General features: G+C 71.2%; 19 protein-coding genes. 12 read left to right on the top strand and 7 right to left on the bottom strand.

Annotated elements, in window-relative coordinates:
* Nucleotides 1-13: 13 nt before the first annotated feature.
* Nucleotides 14-337 carry a DUF2530 domain-containing protein gene (locus IAG43_RS13640; RefSeq protein ID WP_187741024.1) on the bottom strand — a complete coding sequence of 108 codons (324 nt, stop codon included), beginning with the start codon at nt 335-337 and terminating at the stop codon, nt 14-16.
* A 284-nt stretch (nt 338-621) separates the two neighbouring features.
* Between IAG43_RS13640 and IAG43_RS13635 the strand changes: the two genes are divergently transcribed.
* On the top strand, nt 622-2,079 hold the full coding sequence (locus tag IAG43_RS13635) for an NCS2 family permease (protein WP_187741023.1): 1,458 nt from the start codon (nt 622-624) through the stop codon (nt 2,077-2,079).
* Here IAG43_RS13635 and IAG43_RS13630 read toward each other — a convergent pair.
* Together IAG43_RS13630 and IAG43_RS13625 are read right to left on the bottom strand one after the other, a co-directional pair.
* On the bottom strand, nt 2,049-2,285 hold the full coding sequence (locus tag IAG43_RS13630) for a hypothetical protein (RefSeq protein ID WP_187741022.1): 237 nt from the start codon (nt 2,283-2,285) through the stop codon (nt 2,049-2,051). The two genes, IAG43_RS13635 and IAG43_RS13630, sit on opposite strands and share 31 nt — an antisense overlap.
* 97 nt (nt 2,286-2,382) lie before the next feature.
* Nucleotides 2,383-3,263, bottom strand: a protein-coding gene (locus IAG43_RS13625) for an IS5 family transposase (protein ID WP_187739230.1) whose coding sequence is annotated in 2 segments (ribosomal slippage) — nt 2,383-2,903 and nt 2,903-3,263 — 882 coding nt in all. Because the reading frame shifts where the segments join, the coding sequence is not laid out codon by codon here.
* Between the two features lie 161 nt (nt 3,264-3,424).
* On the opposite strand from IAG43_RS13625, the gene IAG43_RS13620 reads away from it, so the two are divergent.
* The 7 genes from IAG43_RS13620 (at nt 3,425) to IAG43_RS13590 (ending at nt 12,037) form a co-directional block, all read left to right on the top strand.
* Nucleotides 3,425-3,871: a MarR family winged helix-turn-helix transcriptional regulator gene (locus tag IAG43_RS13620; protein ID WP_187741021.1), complete on the top strand. Its 447-nt coding sequence runs from the start codon at nt 3,425-3,427 to the stop codon at nt 3,869-3,871.
* Nucleotides 3,872-3,897: 26 nt separating this feature from the next.
* Complete coding sequence (locus IAG43_RS13615) at nt 3,898-5,235, top strand: MFS transporter (protein WP_187741020.1); 1,338 nt, start codon at nt 3,898-3,900, stop codon at nt 5,233-5,235.
* Between the two features lie 377 nt (nt 5,236-5,612).
* Complete coding sequence (gene thpR / locus IAG43_RS13610; protein ID WP_187741019.1) at nt 5,613-6,185, top strand: RNA 2',3'-cyclic phosphodiesterase; 573 nt, start codon at nt 5,613-5,615, stop codon at nt 6,183-6,185.
* Nucleotides 6,186-6,822: 637 nt separating this feature from the next.
* A complete protein-coding gene (locus IAG43_RS13605) occupies nt 6,823-7,806 on the top strand; it encodes an SGNH/GDSL hydrolase family protein (RefSeq protein ID WP_246574301.1) in 984 nt (327 codons plus the stop codon).
* Nucleotides 7,807-7,888: 82 nt separating this feature from the next.
* Nucleotides 7,889-8,878: an aldo/keto reductase gene (locus IAG43_RS13600; RefSeq protein ID WP_187741018.1), complete on the top strand. Its 990-nt coding sequence runs from the start codon at nt 7,889-7,891 to the stop codon at nt 8,876-8,878.
* 352 nt (nt 8,879-9,230) lie between these two features.
* Nucleotides 9,231-10,772: an ATP-binding protein gene (locus IAG43_RS13595; RefSeq protein WP_187741017.1), complete on the top strand. Its 1,542-nt coding sequence runs from the start codon at nt 9,231-9,233 to the stop codon at nt 10,770-10,772.
* 8 nt (nt 10,773-10,780) lie between these two features.
* Nucleotides 10,781-12,037 carry a hypothetical protein gene (locus IAG43_RS13590; RefSeq protein ID WP_187741016.1) on the top strand — a complete coding sequence of 419 codons (1,257 nt, stop codon included), beginning with the start codon at nt 10,781-10,783 and terminating at the stop codon, nt 12,035-12,037.
* Nucleotides 12,038-12,169: 132 nt separating this feature from the next.
* On the opposite strand, the gene IAG43_RS13585 is transcribed toward IAG43_RS13590, so the two are convergent.
* Nucleotides 12,170-12,715 carry a MarR family winged helix-turn-helix transcriptional regulator gene (locus IAG43_RS13585; RefSeq protein ID WP_187741015.1) on the bottom strand — a complete coding sequence of 182 codons (546 nt, stop codon included), beginning with the start codon at nt 12,713-12,715 and terminating at the stop codon, nt 12,170-12,172.
* Nucleotides 12,716-12,729: 14 nt separating this feature from the next.
* Between IAG43_RS13585 and IAG43_RS13580 the strand changes: the two genes are divergently transcribed.
* Nucleotides 12,730-13,233, top strand: a complete 504-nt coding sequence (locus tag IAG43_RS13580) for a carboxymuconolactone decarboxylase family protein (RefSeq protein WP_187741014.1) — start codon at nt 12,730-12,732, stop codon at nt 13,231-13,233.
* 144 nt (nt 13,234-13,377) lie between these two features.
* Here IAG43_RS13580 and IAG43_RS13575 read toward each other — a convergent pair whose 3' ends face one another.
* Nucleotides 13,378-13,812 carry a CBS domain-containing protein gene (locus tag IAG43_RS13575; RefSeq protein ID WP_187741013.1) on the bottom strand — a complete coding sequence of 145 codons (435 nt, stop codon included), beginning with the start codon at nt 13,810-13,812 and terminating at the stop codon, nt 13,378-13,380.
* A 136-nt stretch (nt 13,813-13,948) separates the two neighbouring features.
* Here IAG43_RS13575 and IAG43_RS13570 point away from each other — a divergent pair, with 136 nt between their 5' ends.
* Entirely contained in the window at nt 13,949-14,395 is a 447-nt protein-coding gene (locus IAG43_RS13570; protein ID WP_187741012.1) for an acyl-CoA thioesterase, read from the top strand.
* A gap of 169 nt (nt 14,396-14,564) precedes the next feature.
* On the opposite strand, the gene IAG43_RS13565 is transcribed toward IAG43_RS13570, so the two are convergent.
* Both IAG43_RS13565 and IAG43_RS13560 read right to left on the bottom strand, forming a co-directional pair.
* Nucleotides 14,565-15,248 carry a GDSL-type esterase/lipase family protein gene (locus IAG43_RS13565; RefSeq protein ID WP_187741011.1) on the bottom strand — a complete coding sequence of 228 codons (684 nt, stop codon included), beginning with the start codon at nt 15,246-15,248 and terminating at the stop codon, nt 14,565-14,567.
* Between the two features lie 254 nt (nt 15,249-15,502).
* The gene (locus IAG43_RS13560) at nt 15,503-16,090 is read right to left on the bottom strand and encodes a TetR family transcriptional regulator (protein WP_187741010.1); all 588 of its coding nucleotides are present in this window, start codon (nt 16,088-16,090) and stop codon (nt 15,503-15,505) included.
* Between the two features lie 104 nt (nt 16,091-16,194).
* Here IAG43_RS13560 and IAG43_RS13555 point away from each other — a divergent pair, with 104 nt between their 5' ends.
* Together IAG43_RS13555 and IAG43_RS13550 are read left to right on the top strand one after the other, a co-directional pair.
* Nucleotides 16,195-17,034: a class I SAM-dependent methyltransferase gene (locus IAG43_RS13555; RefSeq protein ID WP_187741009.1), complete on the top strand. Its 840-nt coding sequence runs from the start codon at nt 16,195-16,197 to the stop codon at nt 17,032-17,034.
* A 21-nt stretch (nt 17,035-17,055) separates the two neighbouring features.
* Nucleotides 17,056-18,048, top strand: coding sequence for a YncE family protein (locus IAG43_RS13550; protein WP_187741008.1), 993 nt, complete (start codon nt 17,056-17,058; stop codon nt 18,046-18,048).
* The last annotated feature ends 10 nt before the right edge of the window (nt 18,049-18,058 follow it).

The raw sequence follows: 18,058 nt of genomic DNA, 5'->3' as shown, positions 1-18,058 counted from the left end.
GGGCGGAAGCCGGTCAGGCGGAGGTGCCGGGCTCCGAGGAGGTCCCGGCGGCTCCGGCGGCTCCGGCGTCTCCGGTGGCTCCGGTGGTTTCGGCCGCCTTCGCGCGCTTGATCGCGGCGTCGCGTCCGCGGACGTACCAGATGCCGATCAGGCCGAGACCCGCGCCGGCCAGGCAGGTCCACACCCACCAGGTCAGGTCGCGGTCGTCGAACCAGCCGTAGAACGGGACCTGGACGAGGAACATGACGAACCACAGGATCGTGCCGCCGGTGATGGTGGCGACGATCGGACCCTCAAGGGGTTCGGGTGCCTCGTGCCGGGGGGTCCACTTCGCCATGGGGACAGTCTAGATCGGCGGTCCGGTGCGCCCTCCGGGGCCCGGGCACCGGGCGCGGGGGAGCGCTCCTGCGGCTCCGGCGCATCCCGTCCGCCACCACTCCCGTCCCACCCGCCCCTTGCACCCCATAGGTCTACGCGCGGAGATGGCGATCTTTCGTTCATATGTTCATACTGAAACTGTTTACGGCTGGCTGGTTTCCGTCGTGGGAACGTACAAATGGCGGCCGTATTTCTGTGTCACCCCGCCTTACTCCCCGTCCCCACGCACCACTGAGGTTCCGCATGTCCTCCTCGGCCACCGCCAAGGTCGATCAGCCCGACCTGCCGCCGGCTTCCCCGCAGCAGCCCGTCGGCGGCCTGGACCGCTTCTTCAAGATCTCGGAGCGCGGCTCGACCGTGGCCCGCGAGGTGCGTGGCGGATTCGCCACCTTCTTCGCGATGGCCTACATCCTCGTGCTGAACCCGATCATCCTCGGCAGCGCCAAGGACATGTACGGGCACCAGCTCGACGGTGGCCAGCTCGTCACCGCGACCGTGCTCACCGCGGCCTTCTCGACCCTGCTCATGGGCGTCATCGGCAACGTCCCGATCGCGCTCGCCGCCGGTCTCGGCGTCAACACGGTGGTCGCCCTCCAGCTGGCGCCGAGGATGTCCTGGGCCGACGCCATGGGCATGGTCGTGCTGGCCGGTGTGGTCGTGATGCTGCTGGTCGCCACGGGCCTGCGCGAACGCGTGATGAACGCCGTGCCGCTGAGCCTGCGCAAGGGCATCGCCATCGGTATCGGCCTGTTCATCATGCTCATCGGCCTGGTGGACTCCGGGTTCGTCTCGCGTCTCCCCGACGCCGCGCAGACCACCGTCCCGCTCGGGCTCGGCACCGGCGGCCACCTCACCGGCTGGCCGATCCTCGTCTTCGTGCTCGGCACGCTGCTCACGCTCGCGCTGATGATCCGCAAGGTCCCGGGCGCGATCCTGATCTCCATCGTCGTGATGACCGTCTTCGCCATGATCGTCCACGCCGTCGCCGACGTGAAGAGCTGGGGCCTCACGACGCCGGAGTGGCCCGGCAACCCCGTCGCCTCGCCGGACTTCGGCCTCGTCGGTCAGGTCAGCCTGTTCGGCGGTTTCGAGAAGGTCGGCCTGCTGACCGGCTGCCTCTTCGTCTTCACCGTGCTGCTGTCCTGCTTCTTCGACGCGATGGGCACCATCATGGGCGTCGGCGACGAGGCCAAGCTCATGGACAAGGACGGCAACTTCCCCGGCATCAACAAGGTGCTGATCGTCGACGGCATCGCCGTCGCCGCCGGCGGCGCGAGCTCCGCCTCCGCCAACACCTGTTTCGTGGAGTCCACGGCCGGTGTCGGCGAAGGCGCCCGGACGGGCCTCGCCTCCGTCGTCACGGGTGCGCTCTTCTCGGTGGCGCTGTTCCTCACCCCGCTCGCCACGATGGTGCCGTCCCAGGCCGCCACCCCGGCGCTGCTCGCGGTCGGCTTCCTGATCCTGGCCGGCTCGGTCAAGGACATCGACTGGAGCGACTGGACCCTCGCCATCCCGGCCTTCCTCGCGATGGTCATGATGCCGTTCACCTACTCGATCACCAACGGCATCGGCATCGGCTTCATCGCCTTCGCCGTCCTTCGCCTGGCCGCGGGCCGGGGCCGCGAGGTGCCCGCCGCGATGTACGCGGTGTCGGCGGTGTTCGTCTTCTACTACGCGATGCCGGCGCTGGGCCTGACCTGATCCTGGCCGGACGGGGCCGGATCCGGCCCCGTCCCGTAGAACTTCTCCGTCTCGTCGACCGCCGTCTTGAAGCGTTCGTCGAAGTCGTCGCGAATGAGCGTCCGGACCACGTAGTCCTGGACGCTCATCTGCCTTCTGGCCGCGTGCTGCTTGAGCCGGTCGAGCAGCTCACTGTCTATCCGCAGGCTGAGCACTGTCGATCCCATGCGAGCCAGAGTCGCGGGGCTCCGGCGGCCCATGGGGCGATTTCCGGCTGAATGTCACCCGTATGGGTGATGAAACGATTAGGTTCTGTCCGGCGGATCACTGCCGAAGCCAGAGCCGGATCGCTGCGGCGGTGACGGTCCCGTGGAAGACGTAGGCCCGCTTGTCGTAACGAGTAGCGACTGCGCGGGAGTTCTTCAGCCGGTTGATGGTCCGCTCGACCTCGTTGCGGCGCCGGTAGTGGTCGCGGTGGAAGCCGGTGGGCCTGCCGCCTTCTCTGCCTTTGCGTCGACGGTTGGCCTGCTGGTCCTTGGGTTCCGGGATTGTGTGCCGGATGCGGCGTCTTCGAAGGTAGCGGCGGTTTCGGCGGGAGCTGTATGCCTTGTCGCCGCTGACGTGCTCGGGCCGGGTTCGGGGCCGTCCACCCAGCGGTCTGGGGACCCGGATCCGGTCCAGGACCTCAACCATCTGGGGGGCATCGCCCCACTGGCCAGGCGTGACCAGAAAGGCCATGGGGCGGCAGCCTCCTTCACCCGCGAGGTGGATCTTGCAAGTCAGGCCGCCCCGGGACCGTCCGAGTCCCTCGTCGGGGCGGTGGTGCCGGGGCGTCGTCCTTTTTTCGGGACCCGCGGCTTGGCTTTGCGGGCGCCGGCCGCGTGCTGATGAGCCCGGCAGGACGTCGAGTCGACGCCGACCATCGACCAGTCGATCCGGCCCGCGAGGTCGGCGTCGGCCTGGACCGACTGCAGGATCCGGTCCCAGGTGCCATCCGCCGACCAGCGGCGATGCCGCTCATAGACGGTCTTCCACGGCCCGTAACGTTCCGGCAGATCGCGCCACGGAACACCGGTACGAACCCGGAACAGGATCCCGTTGATCACGGTGCGGTGGTCGTTCCACCGGCCACCCCGGCGACCCTTTGGAGGCAGATGCGGCTCCAGCAGCGACCACTCGTGATTCGTCAGATCCCCCCGACCCATACCCCAACCAACGAGCGACCGGTCGGAAAGTCACATGATCCGCCGGACAGAACCTAGGCCCGTAACCGGCCCGCGCGCCCCCCGGGGCTGCCCTTGTGTCGTCCCGGAACCGCCGGCATCCCGGCTGGTATTTAGCCAGGGTAATGAGTTACGCTAAGGACATGCCTGACCTGTCCCACGGTACTGACGCCGACGTCGCAGCCGTGAACGCCCTCCGCTCCGCCGTCATGCGGCTGGGCAGGCGACTCAAGCACCAGCGCGTCGACGAGTCGCTCAGCCCGACGGAGATGTCCGTCCTCGGCACGCTCGCCCGGTGCGGCTCCGCCACCCCCGGCGAGCTGGCCCGCAAGGAGCACGTCCAGCCGCCGTCGATGACCCGCATCGTCGCCCTGCTGGAAGCCAAGGGACTCGTCACGCTGGAGCCGCATCCCGACGACCGACGGCAGAAGGTCGTCAGCCAGACCGAGCAGGCCGAGGCCATGCTGGAGGAGAGCCGCCGCAAGCGGAACGCCTGGCTGACCGGCCTCGCCGAAGGACTCGACGACGACGAGTGGGCAACCCTGCGCGCCGCCGCCCCCGTTCTGGAGAAGCTCGCCCACCTGCAGTAACCGCCCACGCCGAGGAGGCGACCCTTTTGAGTACGGGATCCGGAGCAGACTCCGCCCCCGCACCGACCGCCATCGACCCCACCCCCGTCAAGCAGACCATGTTCAGCTCGCTGAGGGTCCGGAACTACCGGCTCTTCGCGATCGGACAGGTGGTCTCCAACACCGGCACCTGGATGCAGCGCATCGCCCAGGACTGGCTGGTCCTGAGCCTCACCGGCTCGGCCTCCGCCGTCGGCATCACCATCGCGCTCCAGTTCCTCCCCATGCTCCTGTTCGGCCTGTACGGCGGCGTGCTGGCGGACCGCCTCCCGAAGCGGCGGCTGCTCCTCGCCACGCAGGCCGCGATGGGCGCGACCGGCGTCGCGCTCGCCGTCCTCACGCTCGGCGGCCATGTGCAGGTCTGGCACGTCTACCTCACGGCGTTCCTGCTCGGCCTCGTCACCGTCGTCGACAACCCGGCGCGGCAGACGTTCGTCGCCGAGATGGTCGGCCCCGACCAGCTGCGCAACGCCGTCTCGCTGAACTCGGCGAACTTCCAGTCCGCACGCCTCGTCGGCCCCGCCGTGGCGGGTGTGCTGATCACCGCCGTCGGCAGCGGCTGGGCCTTCCTCTTCAACGGTCTGTCGTTCCTCGCGCCCATCGCCGGCCTGCTGATGATGCGCAACGCCGAACTCCACAAGGTCGACCGCGCGCCCCGCGGCAAGGGCCAGCTCCGGGAAGGGCTCCGCTACGTCGCGGGCAAGCCCGAACTGATCTGGCCCATCGTGCTGGTCGGCTTCATCGGCACCTTCGGCTTCAACTTCCCGATCTGGCTCGCGGCCTTCGTCGACGACGTCTTCCACGCGGACGCCGGCACGTACGGCCTGCTCAACACGCTCATGGCGGCCGGCTCCCTGGCGGGCGCCCTGCTCGCCGCCCGGCGGGGCACGTCCCGGCTCCGGATGCTGGTCGGCGCGGCGATCCTCTTCGGTCTGCTGGAGGTCGTGACCGCCTTCGCCCCGACCTTCTGGATCTTCGCGCTGATGATGGTGCCGATCGGCATGTTCGGCCTCACCGTCAACGTCACGGCGAACTCCAGCGTCCAGCTGGCGACCGATCCCCTGATGCGGGGCCGGGTCATGAGCCTGTTCATGATGGTGTTCACCGGCGGCACGCCGTTCGGGGCGCCGCTGGTGGGCTGGGTCACCGACACCTACGGGCCGCGGATCGGCTTCGCCTCCGGCGGCGCGGTCGCGATGCTTGCGGCGGCCGCGGTCGGCCTGATGCTGGCCCGCGCCGGCAACCTCCGGGTGGCCGTCGGCTGGCACCGCGGGCATCCGCAGGTCCGCTTCGTTCCCCGGGAGCGACTGGCGACCGTGGCGTAGCGCCGCGGACCGCAGCCGCCGGGTGCGCGGCGGCCGCGCACCCGGCGGCTGCGGCTCACCCGGCCGCTGCGGCGCGGCTGCGGTGCGGCTGCGGCTCGGGCTCCGGCCGCGTGACCGGCCCGCGCGCCGAGGGGCTTTCGCACGGGGCGGGTCGCGGGGGCAGGGACGTCGTTCGCCGGGGGCACGCGACGGGGCGTATGCGGGGGCATGCGGCGCATACCGGGGCTTCGCGCCGGGGGACGCGACGGCGCCCGCGGCGTTGCGACGGGGCCTGTCAGAGCGCGCGCCCTGGGCTGCCGGACGGGGCGCATCCGGGGCGTGCCCGGGGCCTCGCGATGCGCCGTTCCCCGGCGCACGCCCGGCGCGACACTGGCGGCATGAGACTCTTCGCCGCCCTCCTCCCTCCACCACCCGCCGTCGACGAGCTCTCCGCAGTCGTGGAGCGCCTGCGCGACCTCCCGGGGGCGGACCGGCTGCGGTGGACCGGGCGTCCCGGGTGGCACTTCACGCTGGCCTTCATGGGCGAGGTGGACGACGCACTCGTCCCCGGCCTGCGCGAGCGCCTCGCGCCGGCCGCGCACCGGACGGACGCGTTCCCGCTGCGGTTGCACGGCGGCGGCCGGTTCGGACGGCGGGCGCTGTGGGTCGGCGCGGCCGGCGGACTCGACGAGATGCGGCGACTCGCGGAACGGGCCGACGCCGCCGCCCGCCGCGCCGGAATCCCCATGGACGAACACCGGCGCTACGTGCCCCACCTCACGATCGCCCGCGCCCGTGACGACGCCGCCGACCTGAGGCCCTGCGTCGAGGCCCTGGCCCCGTTCGAGGGAACCGGCTGGCAGGCGGACCGTCTGGCGCTGGTACGGAGCAACCTGCCCGTGCGCGGGGTGCCGGGGGAGCGGCCGCGTTACGAGGTGGCCGATTCCTGGCCGCTGAACGCCGCGGGTTAACCTCGGCGGGTGAACCCGAAGACCCGTAACCAGATCATGGCCGCCGCACTGGTGCTGATGTTCGCGATCATCGCCGTCGCCGCCGCCGTCGGCTGATCCCTTCCGGCGGACCGTGCCGGGCGGGCTGTGCGGGCGGGATGTGCCGGGCACGGTCCGCCGACGGCGGAGCGCGGCGCACGATTGCCGCCCCGGGCCGCGGTGCCGGGCTTCGTTCCGGGGTCGCTCTCCGCGGCCTTCGTGCCGGGTCCCTCGTGCCTGGCTTTGGTGTCCGGCCCTGTTCCCGAAGGCCGGCCGCTCCGGAGCCGCCGTTCCGCGGTCACCGACCCCTGGCTCGCGCCGCCCGCGTGCGGCCCGCGCGGCCGCCGTTCCGGTGCTGCTCGCCGGGAGCGGCCCACCTCTCCCCGGTGCGGGGCGCCCGCGCTCGGGGGCGCCCACCTCCCAGGTGGGTGACGGAGTCTCCCTCCACGTCGTCGGACCCATCGTCGGACCCTCCGCACCGCGATCGGCACATCACCCCCCTGGGGTATTGAGTTGACTACACAGAGTTGCGATCTTGGTGTGGAGGGTCGCGACCTGGGTGCCTCCGGGGGGTGGTCGCGGTCTGCCGTGCCCCGGACCGCACCTCAGGGAGAGTTCCGTGCCACGACTCCGTCTCCGCAGCGGCTTCGTCGTCCTCGGCGCCGCCGCCGCGCTCGCCGCCACCGCCGTCACTCCGACGCAGGCGTCCCCCGGCGCCCCCGGTTCCCGGGCGCAGGCGCCGATGGAGTGGGTCGCACTCGGCGACTCGTACACCGCCGGAGTCATCCAGGCGGCCGGCGAGGAGTTCGAGACCCCGAGGGACGGCTGCGTCCGTACCACCGAGTCGTACCCCGAGGTCGTGCGGCGCGAGCTCGGCCCCCTGGTCGACCTGCGCAACGTCAGCTGCGGCGCCGCCGAGATCCGGCACATCGCGCAGGAGCCGCACGAGCCGCTGGGCCGCCCGCAGCCGCTGCTCGGCCCCGACCCGGACGCGCCGTTCGAGAAGGTGGCGCCCCAGCTGGAATCGGTCCCCGCGCAGACCGGTCTGATCACCGTCGGCATCGGCGGCAACTCCGCCGGCTTCGGCACGGTCCTCAAGCGCTGCGTCGAGCTCGGCCTGGCCGAGGGCAACAACGGCGCCCCGTGCGAGGAGGAACTGGGCGCCACCCTGCCGGCGACGCTGGCCGGGGTGCGCCGCGAGTACGACGCGATGCTGACGGCGATCCACGCGAAGGCGCCCGACGCCCGGGTGCTCACGGTCGGTTACCCCCACGTGGTCCCCGAGGACGCGACGCGGTGCACCTTCGGCGACTTCCGGGAGTTCGCCACCATCACCCACGGTGACCTCACCTGGGCCCGTACCGAGCTGCTGGAACCGCTGAACCGGATCATCCGCGAGGTGACCGCCAGCCACGGGGACACCTTCGTCGACGTGTACGCGGGCGGCGAGGACCACAGCGTGTGCGACCGGACGGGCGGCCAGAACTGGGTGGACGGGATCTACACCAGCCTCTTCCCGGCCGTGCCCGCCCTGGTTCACCCCAACGCCAAGGGCCACGCGCACGTGGCCCAGCGGCTGGAGGACGCCATCCTGGCGGGCTGACCCGCACGGTCCGGAAGGCCGCCCGGGAGACCCCCGGGCGGCTCTTGCTTCGAGCGTGCTCGAAGGCGTTGGCTAGGGACTCATGAAGTACACGCAGCTCGGACGCACAGGACTCAAGGTCAGCCGGCTCGTCCTCGGCACGATGAACTTCGGGCCCCAGACGGACGAGGCCACCAGTCACGAGATCATGGACTCCGCGCTCGCCGCGGGCGTCAACTTCTTCGACACGGCCAACGTCTACGGCTGGGGCGAGAACAAGGGCCGCACCGAGGAGATCATCGGCTCCTGGTTCGCCAAGGGCGGCGACCGCAGGGACAAGGTCGTGCTCGCCACGAAGGTGTACGGCAACATGGCCGGCGACGGCGACCCGTGGCCCAACCACGACCGTCTCTCCGCCCTCAACATCCGCCGTGCGGTGGACGCTTCGCTGAAGCGGCTCCGGACGGACCACATCGACCTCTACCAGTTCCACCACATCGACCGCCGCACCCCGGTCGAGGAGATCTGGCAGGCGATCGACGTCCTGGTCACGCAGGGCAAGATCCTCTACGCCGGGTCGTCCAACTTCCCCGGCTGGAAGATCGCCCAGGCCAACGAGGCGGCACGGCGCGTCGGTTCGTACGGCCTCGTCAGCGAGCAGTGCCTCTACAACCTCGCCGAGCGGCGCGCCGAGATGGAGGTCATCCCGGCCGCGCAGGAGTACGGGCTCGGGGTCATCCCCTGGTCGCCGCTGCACGGCGGACTTCTCGGCGGTGTGCTCAAGAAGGAGAACGAGGGTGCGCGGCGGGCGACCGGCCGCAGCGCTGACGCCCTGGCGAACACGGCCGTCCGCGACAAGGTGCAGGCGTACGAGGACCTGCTCGACAAGCACGGTCTCGCCCCGGGCGAGGCGGCCCTGGCCTGGCTGCTCACCCGGCCGGGCGTCACGGGTCCGATCGTCGGCCCGCGGACGCAGGAGCAGCTGGAGTCGGCGCTGCGCGCGGTCGAACTGGAGCTGGGCGACGAGGTCCTGACCGGCCTGGACGAGATCTTCCCGGGCCCCGGCCCGTCCCCGGAGGCCTTCGCCTGGTGAGCCCGGCCGCCCGGCCCCGGCACCCTTCCGGCGCCGGGGCCGGCCGGCTCCGACCCGCGTCCGCCGGGGGCTCCGCGCTCCCGCCGGACGCGTCTTCGCGGGGCGGCCGTGGCGGCATGCCGTGCGGGAGCGGCGCGGCCATGTCCTGGCGCAGCGACGGCGGGGCGGTGGGGCGGCGGGGCGGCGCGACGGCAGGGCCGTGAGGGGTGGGGCGGCTGAGGCTTGAGGAACGTGGGTCTGTTGGTGTGACGTGACAATCTTCAAAGACCCACCCGCTGTGCCTCGCCCGGCGTACGATCCGGGAAACTGGGCTCGCTGAGAGGCGTACGTGGCAAGCACTCATAACCAACAAGTGCTCGCAGGGCACAAGGCAAAGTTCGAGCGGATGGTTTCCGGGGGGAAAGAGTTCAACAAGCTTCTCCGTGAGATGGGTGCGGAGCCGTACCGGTTTGTCGAGGATCCGAAGGACGCCCGGCGCTGGTGGATCTACATCACCCTGCCGGAGCACGTACGGGAAACCTTTGATCTGCATCTCGAAGTGCTGTGCCTCTCCGCCGCGTACGAGCGAGTGGAGCCTCGGACTCTCGACATCATCGCTGACCGGTTGCGCAAGGGTGAGGCGAGGCTGGATCCCGACTTCGCGATCCTGCTCACTCCGGACGGGGGCGCGGAGAACCTTGTTCGCCGTCGTCGCGGGCAGCTGCCGATTTTAACGGTCGACGCAAATGCGCTCATTGAGCATGGGGCGCCGATAAGCTTACGCGAGCGCATCGCGCAGGTAATGGTCACCCATGATCACTACGACCTGACCAAGCCCATTACCGAACCTGCCGCATTCTACGGGCGTCGAGCCGAGGTGCGGCAGCTTGATTTCGCCCTCGACCGCGGGCAGTCCGTCGGAATCTTCGGGCTCCGCAAGGCCGGGAAGACCTCGCTGCTGAACTACGTCGAGAAGCACAGGGCAGAGCAGGGCAAGCCCGTGATCCGTCTGGACGTCAGTGGACTCTCGGCCGAGCAGTTCCAACTGGGCCTGCTCGTGGAGTGCCACAAACTGGTGCGTGCCGCGTCGGGAACAGCCCCACGACTGACCTCGCTCACGCGTGACGGCCGTCCTCACCCCGTAGCCAGTATCTCGACGCACTGGCTGAACGATCTGGACATCCTGCTCGACGGGCTGCCCGGCCGCCTGGAGCTTTTCATCGACGAGATCGACCAGGCGTGGCCAGGCGGCCGTTCGAATCTGGATGAGGAGGAAGCGCGAGCGCTGCTGCGCTGCCTCACCCAGCTTCGTGGCGTCATCCAGCGCCGCGAGGCCGAGGGAAAGGACAGCATCGGCATCGTATGTGCCGGCGTGGACCCGGCGATCTTCGAACGACCCCTCCTCGACGGCCGGGACAACCTGCTCTACAAGTTCGTCCGCCTGTCCTTCTTGTCGCCGATGAAGAAGGATGAGATGCAGGAGATGGTGCGCAGCCTCGGAAGGCGTATGGGGTTGCGCTACCGGGACCCGGCGACCATCGATTTCCTGTTCCGCGAATTCGGCGGTCACCCTTTGCTCACCCGCAAGGCCTGCTCCGCTGCCGCAGGTACCCGCCCCGACGATGTCATTCCGTGGCACGTTCCCTTGGAAGCGCTCCAGGAAACTCTGCATCGCCGCGGGCCGAACACCCCGCGCACAGAGGTTGCGGACGTGCTGAAGTCGTTCGCCGACTGGTTCGGGGATGAGGCGGCCATGCTTCCGCTGCTGTGGTCGGGGGATCTCGACGAGCAACGGGATGCGCGTGAATGGGCGGAGAGCGAACCGGATATGGCGGCGCACTTGATGCTGTACGGCATCACTGATGAGAATTGGGCGCCGCGGATTCATGCCATGCGTGAGCACGTGCTGAAGTGAGGGCATGAATGCGGTTACTACCTTCCCAGCGCAGTTGGGTCAATCAGGTCTGCGAGCATTTGATAGACGGTGAGACGGTCATCGCCCGCGGAGTGCCGGGTTCTGGCAAGACCTTCCTGCTGGAGGCGGTCGCGCGTGAGCTCGGTGACACCAGCGTTCGCACCCGCGGGCGTACCTACACCGAGGCGAACCAGGAAGAACGGGCGACCGCCTTTCACGTCGACGTCGCGGAGGCCCTGGACCGGCATGGCGCGGCACAACTGCTCTTCGACGACTATCCGCATGCGCTGCGCAACACGAACGGCCTCCGGCTCCAACGCCAACTGCTCAAGCTGCTGGTGGACGGTGACCAAGCGCTGGACACCGGTGCGCTGCTGACCGGTCGGTGGGGCCGCAACATGCACTTGGTTTCCACCGGATCCCCCCTGGTGGCGCGCGCTCGCGTGGTCGCGCTGCCCATCGCGGACGGAGAAGACTTCACAGCGGTGGGCTGCCCTTGTTCAGCGGACGTGGTGGCAAGCGTGGGCGGCAACACCGCGCTCCTGTCGAGGGTTGCGCCTGTCCTGGGGCGTGCCGCATTGCATCAGGTGCGCGATGCGGCCGAGATTCTCGCGCCCACGTGGGTGGCGGATGTTCCATGGGCGGCCGCCAGTTGGATCAAGGGTGTGCTGCGCGATGGTCCCGCGCTTCTGCCTGACGATGATCTGGCAGCGGAAGCTCTTGCTCCCCTGGTGGTTCCGGCTGCTGAACGGCGGTACGGAGTCGTGCGGGCGCTGCACACAGAAGCCGCGCGCGCTGCCTTGGACGGTCGGGTCCCGACATGGCCCGCCGATTTCAGGGAGTCTGTGAGAGCGTTCTGCGGATTGCTGTCGGGTGTGCCGGAGGCCATCTGGGTGGACCGTTACATGGCCGTCAATCCTGCGAAGCTCCTGAGATTCGTGCAGGCCGTTCGCTCCGACTGCCGTACGCCTCTGCGCCTGTTGGTCGCCGAGAACAAGAACGAGATCGGCTTCACCGCTGCCGGCATTGCGGCCTTCGGGCAGCAGCATTGCGAGGTCAGAGTGATGCATCCCGGTGACCGGAAGCAGCTTCATGACCGTCAGTTGATATTTCTCGGGGAGCTGGAGGGCGGGGTCGTGCTTCCCACCGCGCGGGTCCTGATGTGCCAGGACCCGCCTGGCTCCGCGGTCGCTGTGAAAGCCCCGACACTGGACCGGAAGCTGATGCTCGACGCATGGGACCGGGCGTCTCCGCCGAAGCTGTGAGGGTTCGGGAGGCGTATCCGCCTCGGGCCGGCAGGAGCTCGGCGATGCCGCCTGGCCGCGGGCGACGTCAGCACCGCCGCGACGTCAGCACCCACCGGCGCAGTGCGGCCGGCCGGCGGCTTCCCGGGTCCGTCAGCCCCCGCCGCCCAGCCATCCCGCCGCGTCCAGGCGGAAGCTCTCCGGTCCCGTCACGGCACGCAGGGCGTCCTCGATGCCGTCCAGTCGGCCGGGGCCTAGTGTGCGCGCCCACTCGGCCCGGAGCTCGTCGAAGACCGCCGCGGATCGGGCGAGCGCGTCCAGGCCGTGCGGGGTGAGGCGGATCAGTTTGCGACGCGCGTCGGCAGGATCGTCCGCGCGCTCCGCGTAGCCCAGGGCGACCAGGCGGTCGACGGTCTTGCCCGCTGCCTGCTTGGACACCCCGAGCCTGCGGCCGATGTCGCTGGCGCTCGCGCCGTGGGCTCCGATCGCCTGCATGGCGAAGCCGTGCGCCGGGCGGATGCCGGGGTGTCCCTGCTCGGCGAGGCGCGCGTGCAGCGCGTCGATCAGCGAACGGAAGCCCGCGAACAGCAGCAGGGGCAGCTCGTGTCCGGGCCGAGGCCGTGACGGCGTCCCGGAAGTCTCCTTGCGAGCTTCGACAACCTGGTTTACCTTTTCCGAGTCGTCAACCATGTTGTCCATTCTAGGAGCATGTCGTGTTCGTGACGCACACGCTCGACACCGCCCCGGCCGACTCGCGCCCCGCGATGGAGGCCACGGAGCGCCGGTTCGGCGCGGTCCCGCCCGCGGTCGCCCGCCTCGCCACCTCGCCCGACCTGCTGAACGGATTCCTCCGGCTCAGCGCCGCCTTCGAGCGGACCACCCTCGACCCCCTCGCCAGGGAGACGGTCGTGATGACCGTCGCCGTCCGCAACGGCTGCCGGGTCTGCGTCGACATCCACACGGCCGCCCTCCGCGGACTCGACGCCGACGACGCGCTCGTGGCGGCACTGCACGCCCAGGAGGCTCTGCCCGACCCGCGCCTGGAGGCGGTGCGGACCTTCACCCTCGACGTCCTGCGCACCGCCGGGGCCGTCGAGGAGGAGCGGATCGAGGCCTTCCTGTCGCACGGGTTCACCGAGCGCAACGCGCTGGAGGTGGTCATGGGCATCGGGGCGTACACGATGTCCACGCTTGCCAACCGGCTCGTCCGGGCGTGATGCGACGGCCCCGGCGCGCGCCGGGGGCGGTCGGCTCCCGGTGCGCGCCGGAGAGGTGCGCGTCCCGGCGGCCGGGTCGGTGCGCCCCGTCCCGGTTGCCGGGTCGGTGCGCCCGACTGCCGGGTCGCTGTGCCCGCGCGGTCGTTACGCCTGCGCGTAGACCCGGGTCGCGAATTCGGCGATCTGGGCGTCGCTGAGGTTCTTGGCGACGTTCGCCTCCGTGATCATGCCGACCAGGCGGTGGCCGCCCTGGACGTCGATCACCGGCAGGCGCTTGATGTGGTTGCTCTCCATGATCTCCAGGACGTCCGAGGCGCTCGCCTCCGCGTCCACCCAGTGCAGCTCGCCGGAGAGCGTGCCCGCCTGCACCGAGGCCGGGTCGACCCCTTCGGCGCAGCAGCGGACGACGATGTCCCGGTCGGTGACCAGCCCGGTGAGCCGGTTGTTGTCGCCACAGATGGGCAGAGCGCCCACATCGAGGTCGCGCATCATCCGGGCGGCGTCCTGAAGCGTCTGGTGGGCGCCCACGCACGCGGCGCCGCTCGTCATGATGTCCTTCGCGGACAGTTCGTGGGTCATCGGACACCCCTTTCTCGGCAGTGGTTCCTTTTCTCTCGGTCGTGTTCGCGGTCCGCTCCGCGACGAGTGCCCCGCGCGCGCCGGTTCAAAAGCGCGCGCCAGGAATGCGCCGAAGGCCGCCGAGGTTGCGCTGTGCATGACCTTCTTCGCCGATGTGACGGTGCGCGGGTACGAACTCGACACCCAGGGGCACCTCAACCAGGCCGTCTACCTCCAGTACGCCGAGCACGCCCGCTGGGAGCTCCTGCGTGCCGCGGGACTGTCCCAGGAGAAGCTGCTCGCGAGCGGCGTCGGCCCGGTCGCCCTCGAAGTGACGGTGAAGTACGCACGCGAACTGCGCGGCGGCGACCGGGTGCGGATCAGCTGCCGGTTCGTCTACGGCGAGGGGAAGACCTTCCGGGTCGAGCAGCGCATCGTCAAGGAGGACGGCACGGTGGCGGCGGAGATCACCGGAGTGGCGGGGATGCTCGATCTCACCTCGCGCAGGCTGATCGCCGACCCGGCCGGACACCTCGCCGGCCTCGCCGACCGTCCGGAGCTGCTGGAAGGCGGGACCGGCCGTCCGGAGCCGCTGGACGGCTGAGCCGCCCCGCGGCCTCTGCGGCTGCCCCGCCCGGGGCGCCGCGGCCCCCTTGCACACGGTCGCCCGCCCCGGCGTCCCACGGGCCCGGCCGGACGGAAGTTCCGTGTCGGCCGGACGTTCCGTGCCGGCCGGACGTTCCGTGCCGGCCCCGCCTCCTGGCCCGGGACGGTCAGGCGGCGACGTCCCAGGCGCGGCCCAGCGCCCACGCCCGGTGCATGGTGTCGGCGAAGGTGCCCGCCAGTTTGATCTCGCCCGTGGGGCCGGGGTGGGTGCCGTCGTAGGTGTCCGTGTGGATGTCGTACGAGGCCGGCCGCGGGGCGAGGAGCAGCGGTGACGCCAGGGTGTCCAGGTCCGCGACCGCCTCGGCGAGCAGGGAGTTGAACCGGGCGCACTCGGCGGCGAACGGGGCGTCCGACTCGGCCCGTATGTTGGGGATCACCGGGAGCAGGACCATCCGCACGCGCGGATTGGCCGCCCGCGCGCCCCGGACGAACGCGCGCACGTTGGCCGCGGTCTGGGTGCTGTCCGTGTAGAAGCCGAGGTCGATCAGGCCGAGCGAGACCAGCAGGACGTCCGGGCGGTGATCGGCGACCGCGTCGCCGATGACAGGCGCCATGTGGAGCCAGCCCTCGCCCCAGCCCGCGAGGTGGCGGCGGGCGTCGGCGGGGAACGCGGGATCGGCGTAGTGCGTGGAGACGGGTGCGCCGGCCTCGGAGTCGTACAGGGTGTGACGCGGTCCGACGATCGCGAAGGGCTCGCCCGTTGCCGAGAGGTGCTGCCACATCCGGTAGCGCCAGCTGTAGTCGCCGGCCCGTCCGATGGTCATGGAGTCGCCGACGAACATGAAGCGCATGGGCGTCATCATCTCCGAACCCGCCGGTAACCCGGCAGTGATCGTCGATGTGAGGCTGGACACGACGCCCGCGCCGGCGAGGCGGACCGGGCCGCCCCGGCGGCCGCGGACCTTCACCGCCGCCGGGGCCCCCGGGCGCTCACCGCCCCGGGGCTCACCGCTCCCGGGTGGGGTCGCCGGACGGTGGACGCGACGCCCGGACGGCGCGCGCCGGCGTACGTGCGGTGGACGCGACGCACGTGCGCGCACCGGGTTCAGGCGCGCGTCAGCGTGGTCACCAGGCGCTCCATCTGGGCCGTCGCGTCCGGCGTGCCCGGGTCGGAGGTCATCAGCAGGTGGTGGGCGGTCGCCACGAGGGCGAGCGCGGTGGACCGGGCGTCCAGGGCGTCGGGGACGCGGCCCAGCGGCTGTTCGGCGCGCAGGTAGGCGGCGATCGCGTCCTCGATGGCGGTGAAGCCGGAGGCGCCCCCGGTCATCGCCGCACGGAAGCGCTCGGTCGCTCCGGGCCGGGTGACGACGAGCGCGGACAACGCGGGGCCGCCGGAGGCGAGCAGCGCCGAGGTCACCTCCGTGAGGTTGCCGGCGACCGTGTCCTGCCCGGCCCGGGAGGGCAGTTCCGCCGCGAGCGCCGAGGCGCGGGCGAAGCGGTCGAGCACGAGCTCGGCCACGAACTCGTCGAGTCCTCCGGCGAAATGGGCGTGCAGCAGCCCCTTGGAGCATCCCGCCTCGTCGGTGACCGCGCGGCTGGTCAGCGCGCCCGGGCCGCCCTTCGCCACGACGCGCTCGGCGGCGGCGAAGAGCAGCTGGCGGACGTTGGGTACGGCCACTCCACGGGGTGACATCAGGGGCCTTTCGTTGACAAGGGGGTCGACAGTATGGGCGCTCGCCCATACTGTGTGAACCACGCTGTTTGGGCGCACGCCCATACTAGACGGAGGGAAGTCCCGTGCACATCGTCAACACCGAACAGGCGCAGGCGTGGAACGGCTACGAGGGCACGCACTGGGCGCGTCAGCAGGACCGCTGGGACGAGATCAACGCGGGCTTCACCGCCCCGCTGCTGGATGCCGCGCGGATCCGTGCCGGTGACGCCGTCCTCGACATCGGCTGCGGCGCCGGGGCGACCACCCGTGCCGCGGCCCGCCGGGCGCTGGACGGGCGGGTCACCGGAGTGGACCTGTCCGGTCCGATGCTGGAGCGGGCCCGTGCGTCCGCACGGGCGGAGCACCTCGACCACACCACCTTCGAGCACGGCGACGCACAGGTGCACCCGCTCGCCGGGCGGGACTTCGACGCGGTGATCAGCCGCTACGGGGTGATGTTCTTCGCCGATCCGGTGGCCGCCTTCGCCAACATCCTCGGCGCTCTGCGCCCCGGCGGCCGGGCCGCCTTCGTGGTCGCCGCCCACGGCACCGACAACGAATGGCTCCGGGCGCTCGGCGGCCTCGGCCCCGAGCTGTCGCTGGGCGGATTCGGCGCCGCGGGGGAGCCCGGCATGTTCTCCCTCGCCGACCCGGTCCACGTCCGGGAGGTGCTCGCCGGCGCGGGATTCGCCCAGGTCGCACTCGCCCGCGTCGAAGCGGCCGGCCGGTGGGGGCGCGACGCCGAGGACGCGGCAGGCTTCCTCATGGACACGGGCCCGGCCCGGCACCGCCTGAGCCTGATCGGTGAGGCCGAGGGCATACGCGCCCGGCAGACCCTCGCCGACCTGCTGCGTCCCGCCGAGAGCCCTGGCGGAGTGCTCCTGCGCAGCGCCTCGTGGCTGGTCACCGCCGTGCGCCCCTGAGCGGGATGGCAGGCTGGGGGCATGCGCCCGCTCCACAGCCTCGCCGGCCTCGCCGCCGCCGTCCTGCTCGTCTCCGCGCCCGCCGCGCCCGCGGCGGCCGACGACGGCTCCGGGTTCACCCTGGAGGACCCGCGGATCACCGAGTCCAGCGGCCTCGCCGCCAGCCGGGCCCACCCGGGGATCTACTGGACGCACAACGACCAGGACGCGCCACGGGTGTTCGCCGTCGACTCGGCGACGGGCGAGACCGTCGCGACGATCACCCTGCGCGGGGTCGGCACCCCGCGGGACATGGAGGCGGTCTCCGTCGGCGCCGACGGGCACGTCTACGTGGGCGACATCGGCGACAACCTCGACGGCGGCTGGGACCACGTGTGGATCTACCGCTTCCCCGAGCCGGAGCGGCTGCGCGACCAGACGGTCGACGCCACCCAGTTCGACGTCGAGTACGCCGACGGCCCCCGCAACGCCGAGGCGCTGATGGTGCATCCGGTGACGGGCCGCGTCTACATCGCCTCGAAGAACGAGGACGGCGGCGGTCTCTACGAAGGCCCCGAGAAGCTGAACGCCAAGGCCACCAACGTCTTCCGGCGGATCGGCGAGGTGCCGTGGGTGACGGACGGCGCCTTCTCCCCCGACGGCAGGGAACTGACGCTGCGTTCGTACTTCAGCGCCCGGGCCTACGCCTGGGAGAACGGCCGGCTGGGCGCCGACCACAGGGTCCGGGCGCCGATCCAGGGGCAGTCGGAGTCGGTGACGTACACACCTGACGGCACGGCGCTCCTGTTCGGCACGGAGGGGGAGCGGAGCGAGGTCGTGCGGGTGGAGGTCGCCCCCCGGGAGGACGGGCGCGAGGGGGCGGGCGGCGGCGACGCGGGCTCCGGCCCGGGCGGCGGCGGAGGAGGCGATGCCGCGGACGGCGGCGGCGAGGGGCGCGTCACGACGTACGGGCTGCTGGTGCTCGGCGGCGGTGCGCTGCTGGTGTTCGCCCTGCGGCGGCGCCGCGGGGCCTGACCCGGCCGCT

This window comes from Streptomyces genisteinicus (genome assembly GCF_014489615.1).
Classification (GTDB): Bacteria; Actinomycetota; Actinomycetes; order Streptomycetales; family Streptomycetaceae; genus Streptomyces; species Streptomyces genisteinicus.
Note: the sequence above shows the minus strand (reverse complement) of the source record. Positions and strands in the feature narration are given on the sequence as shown.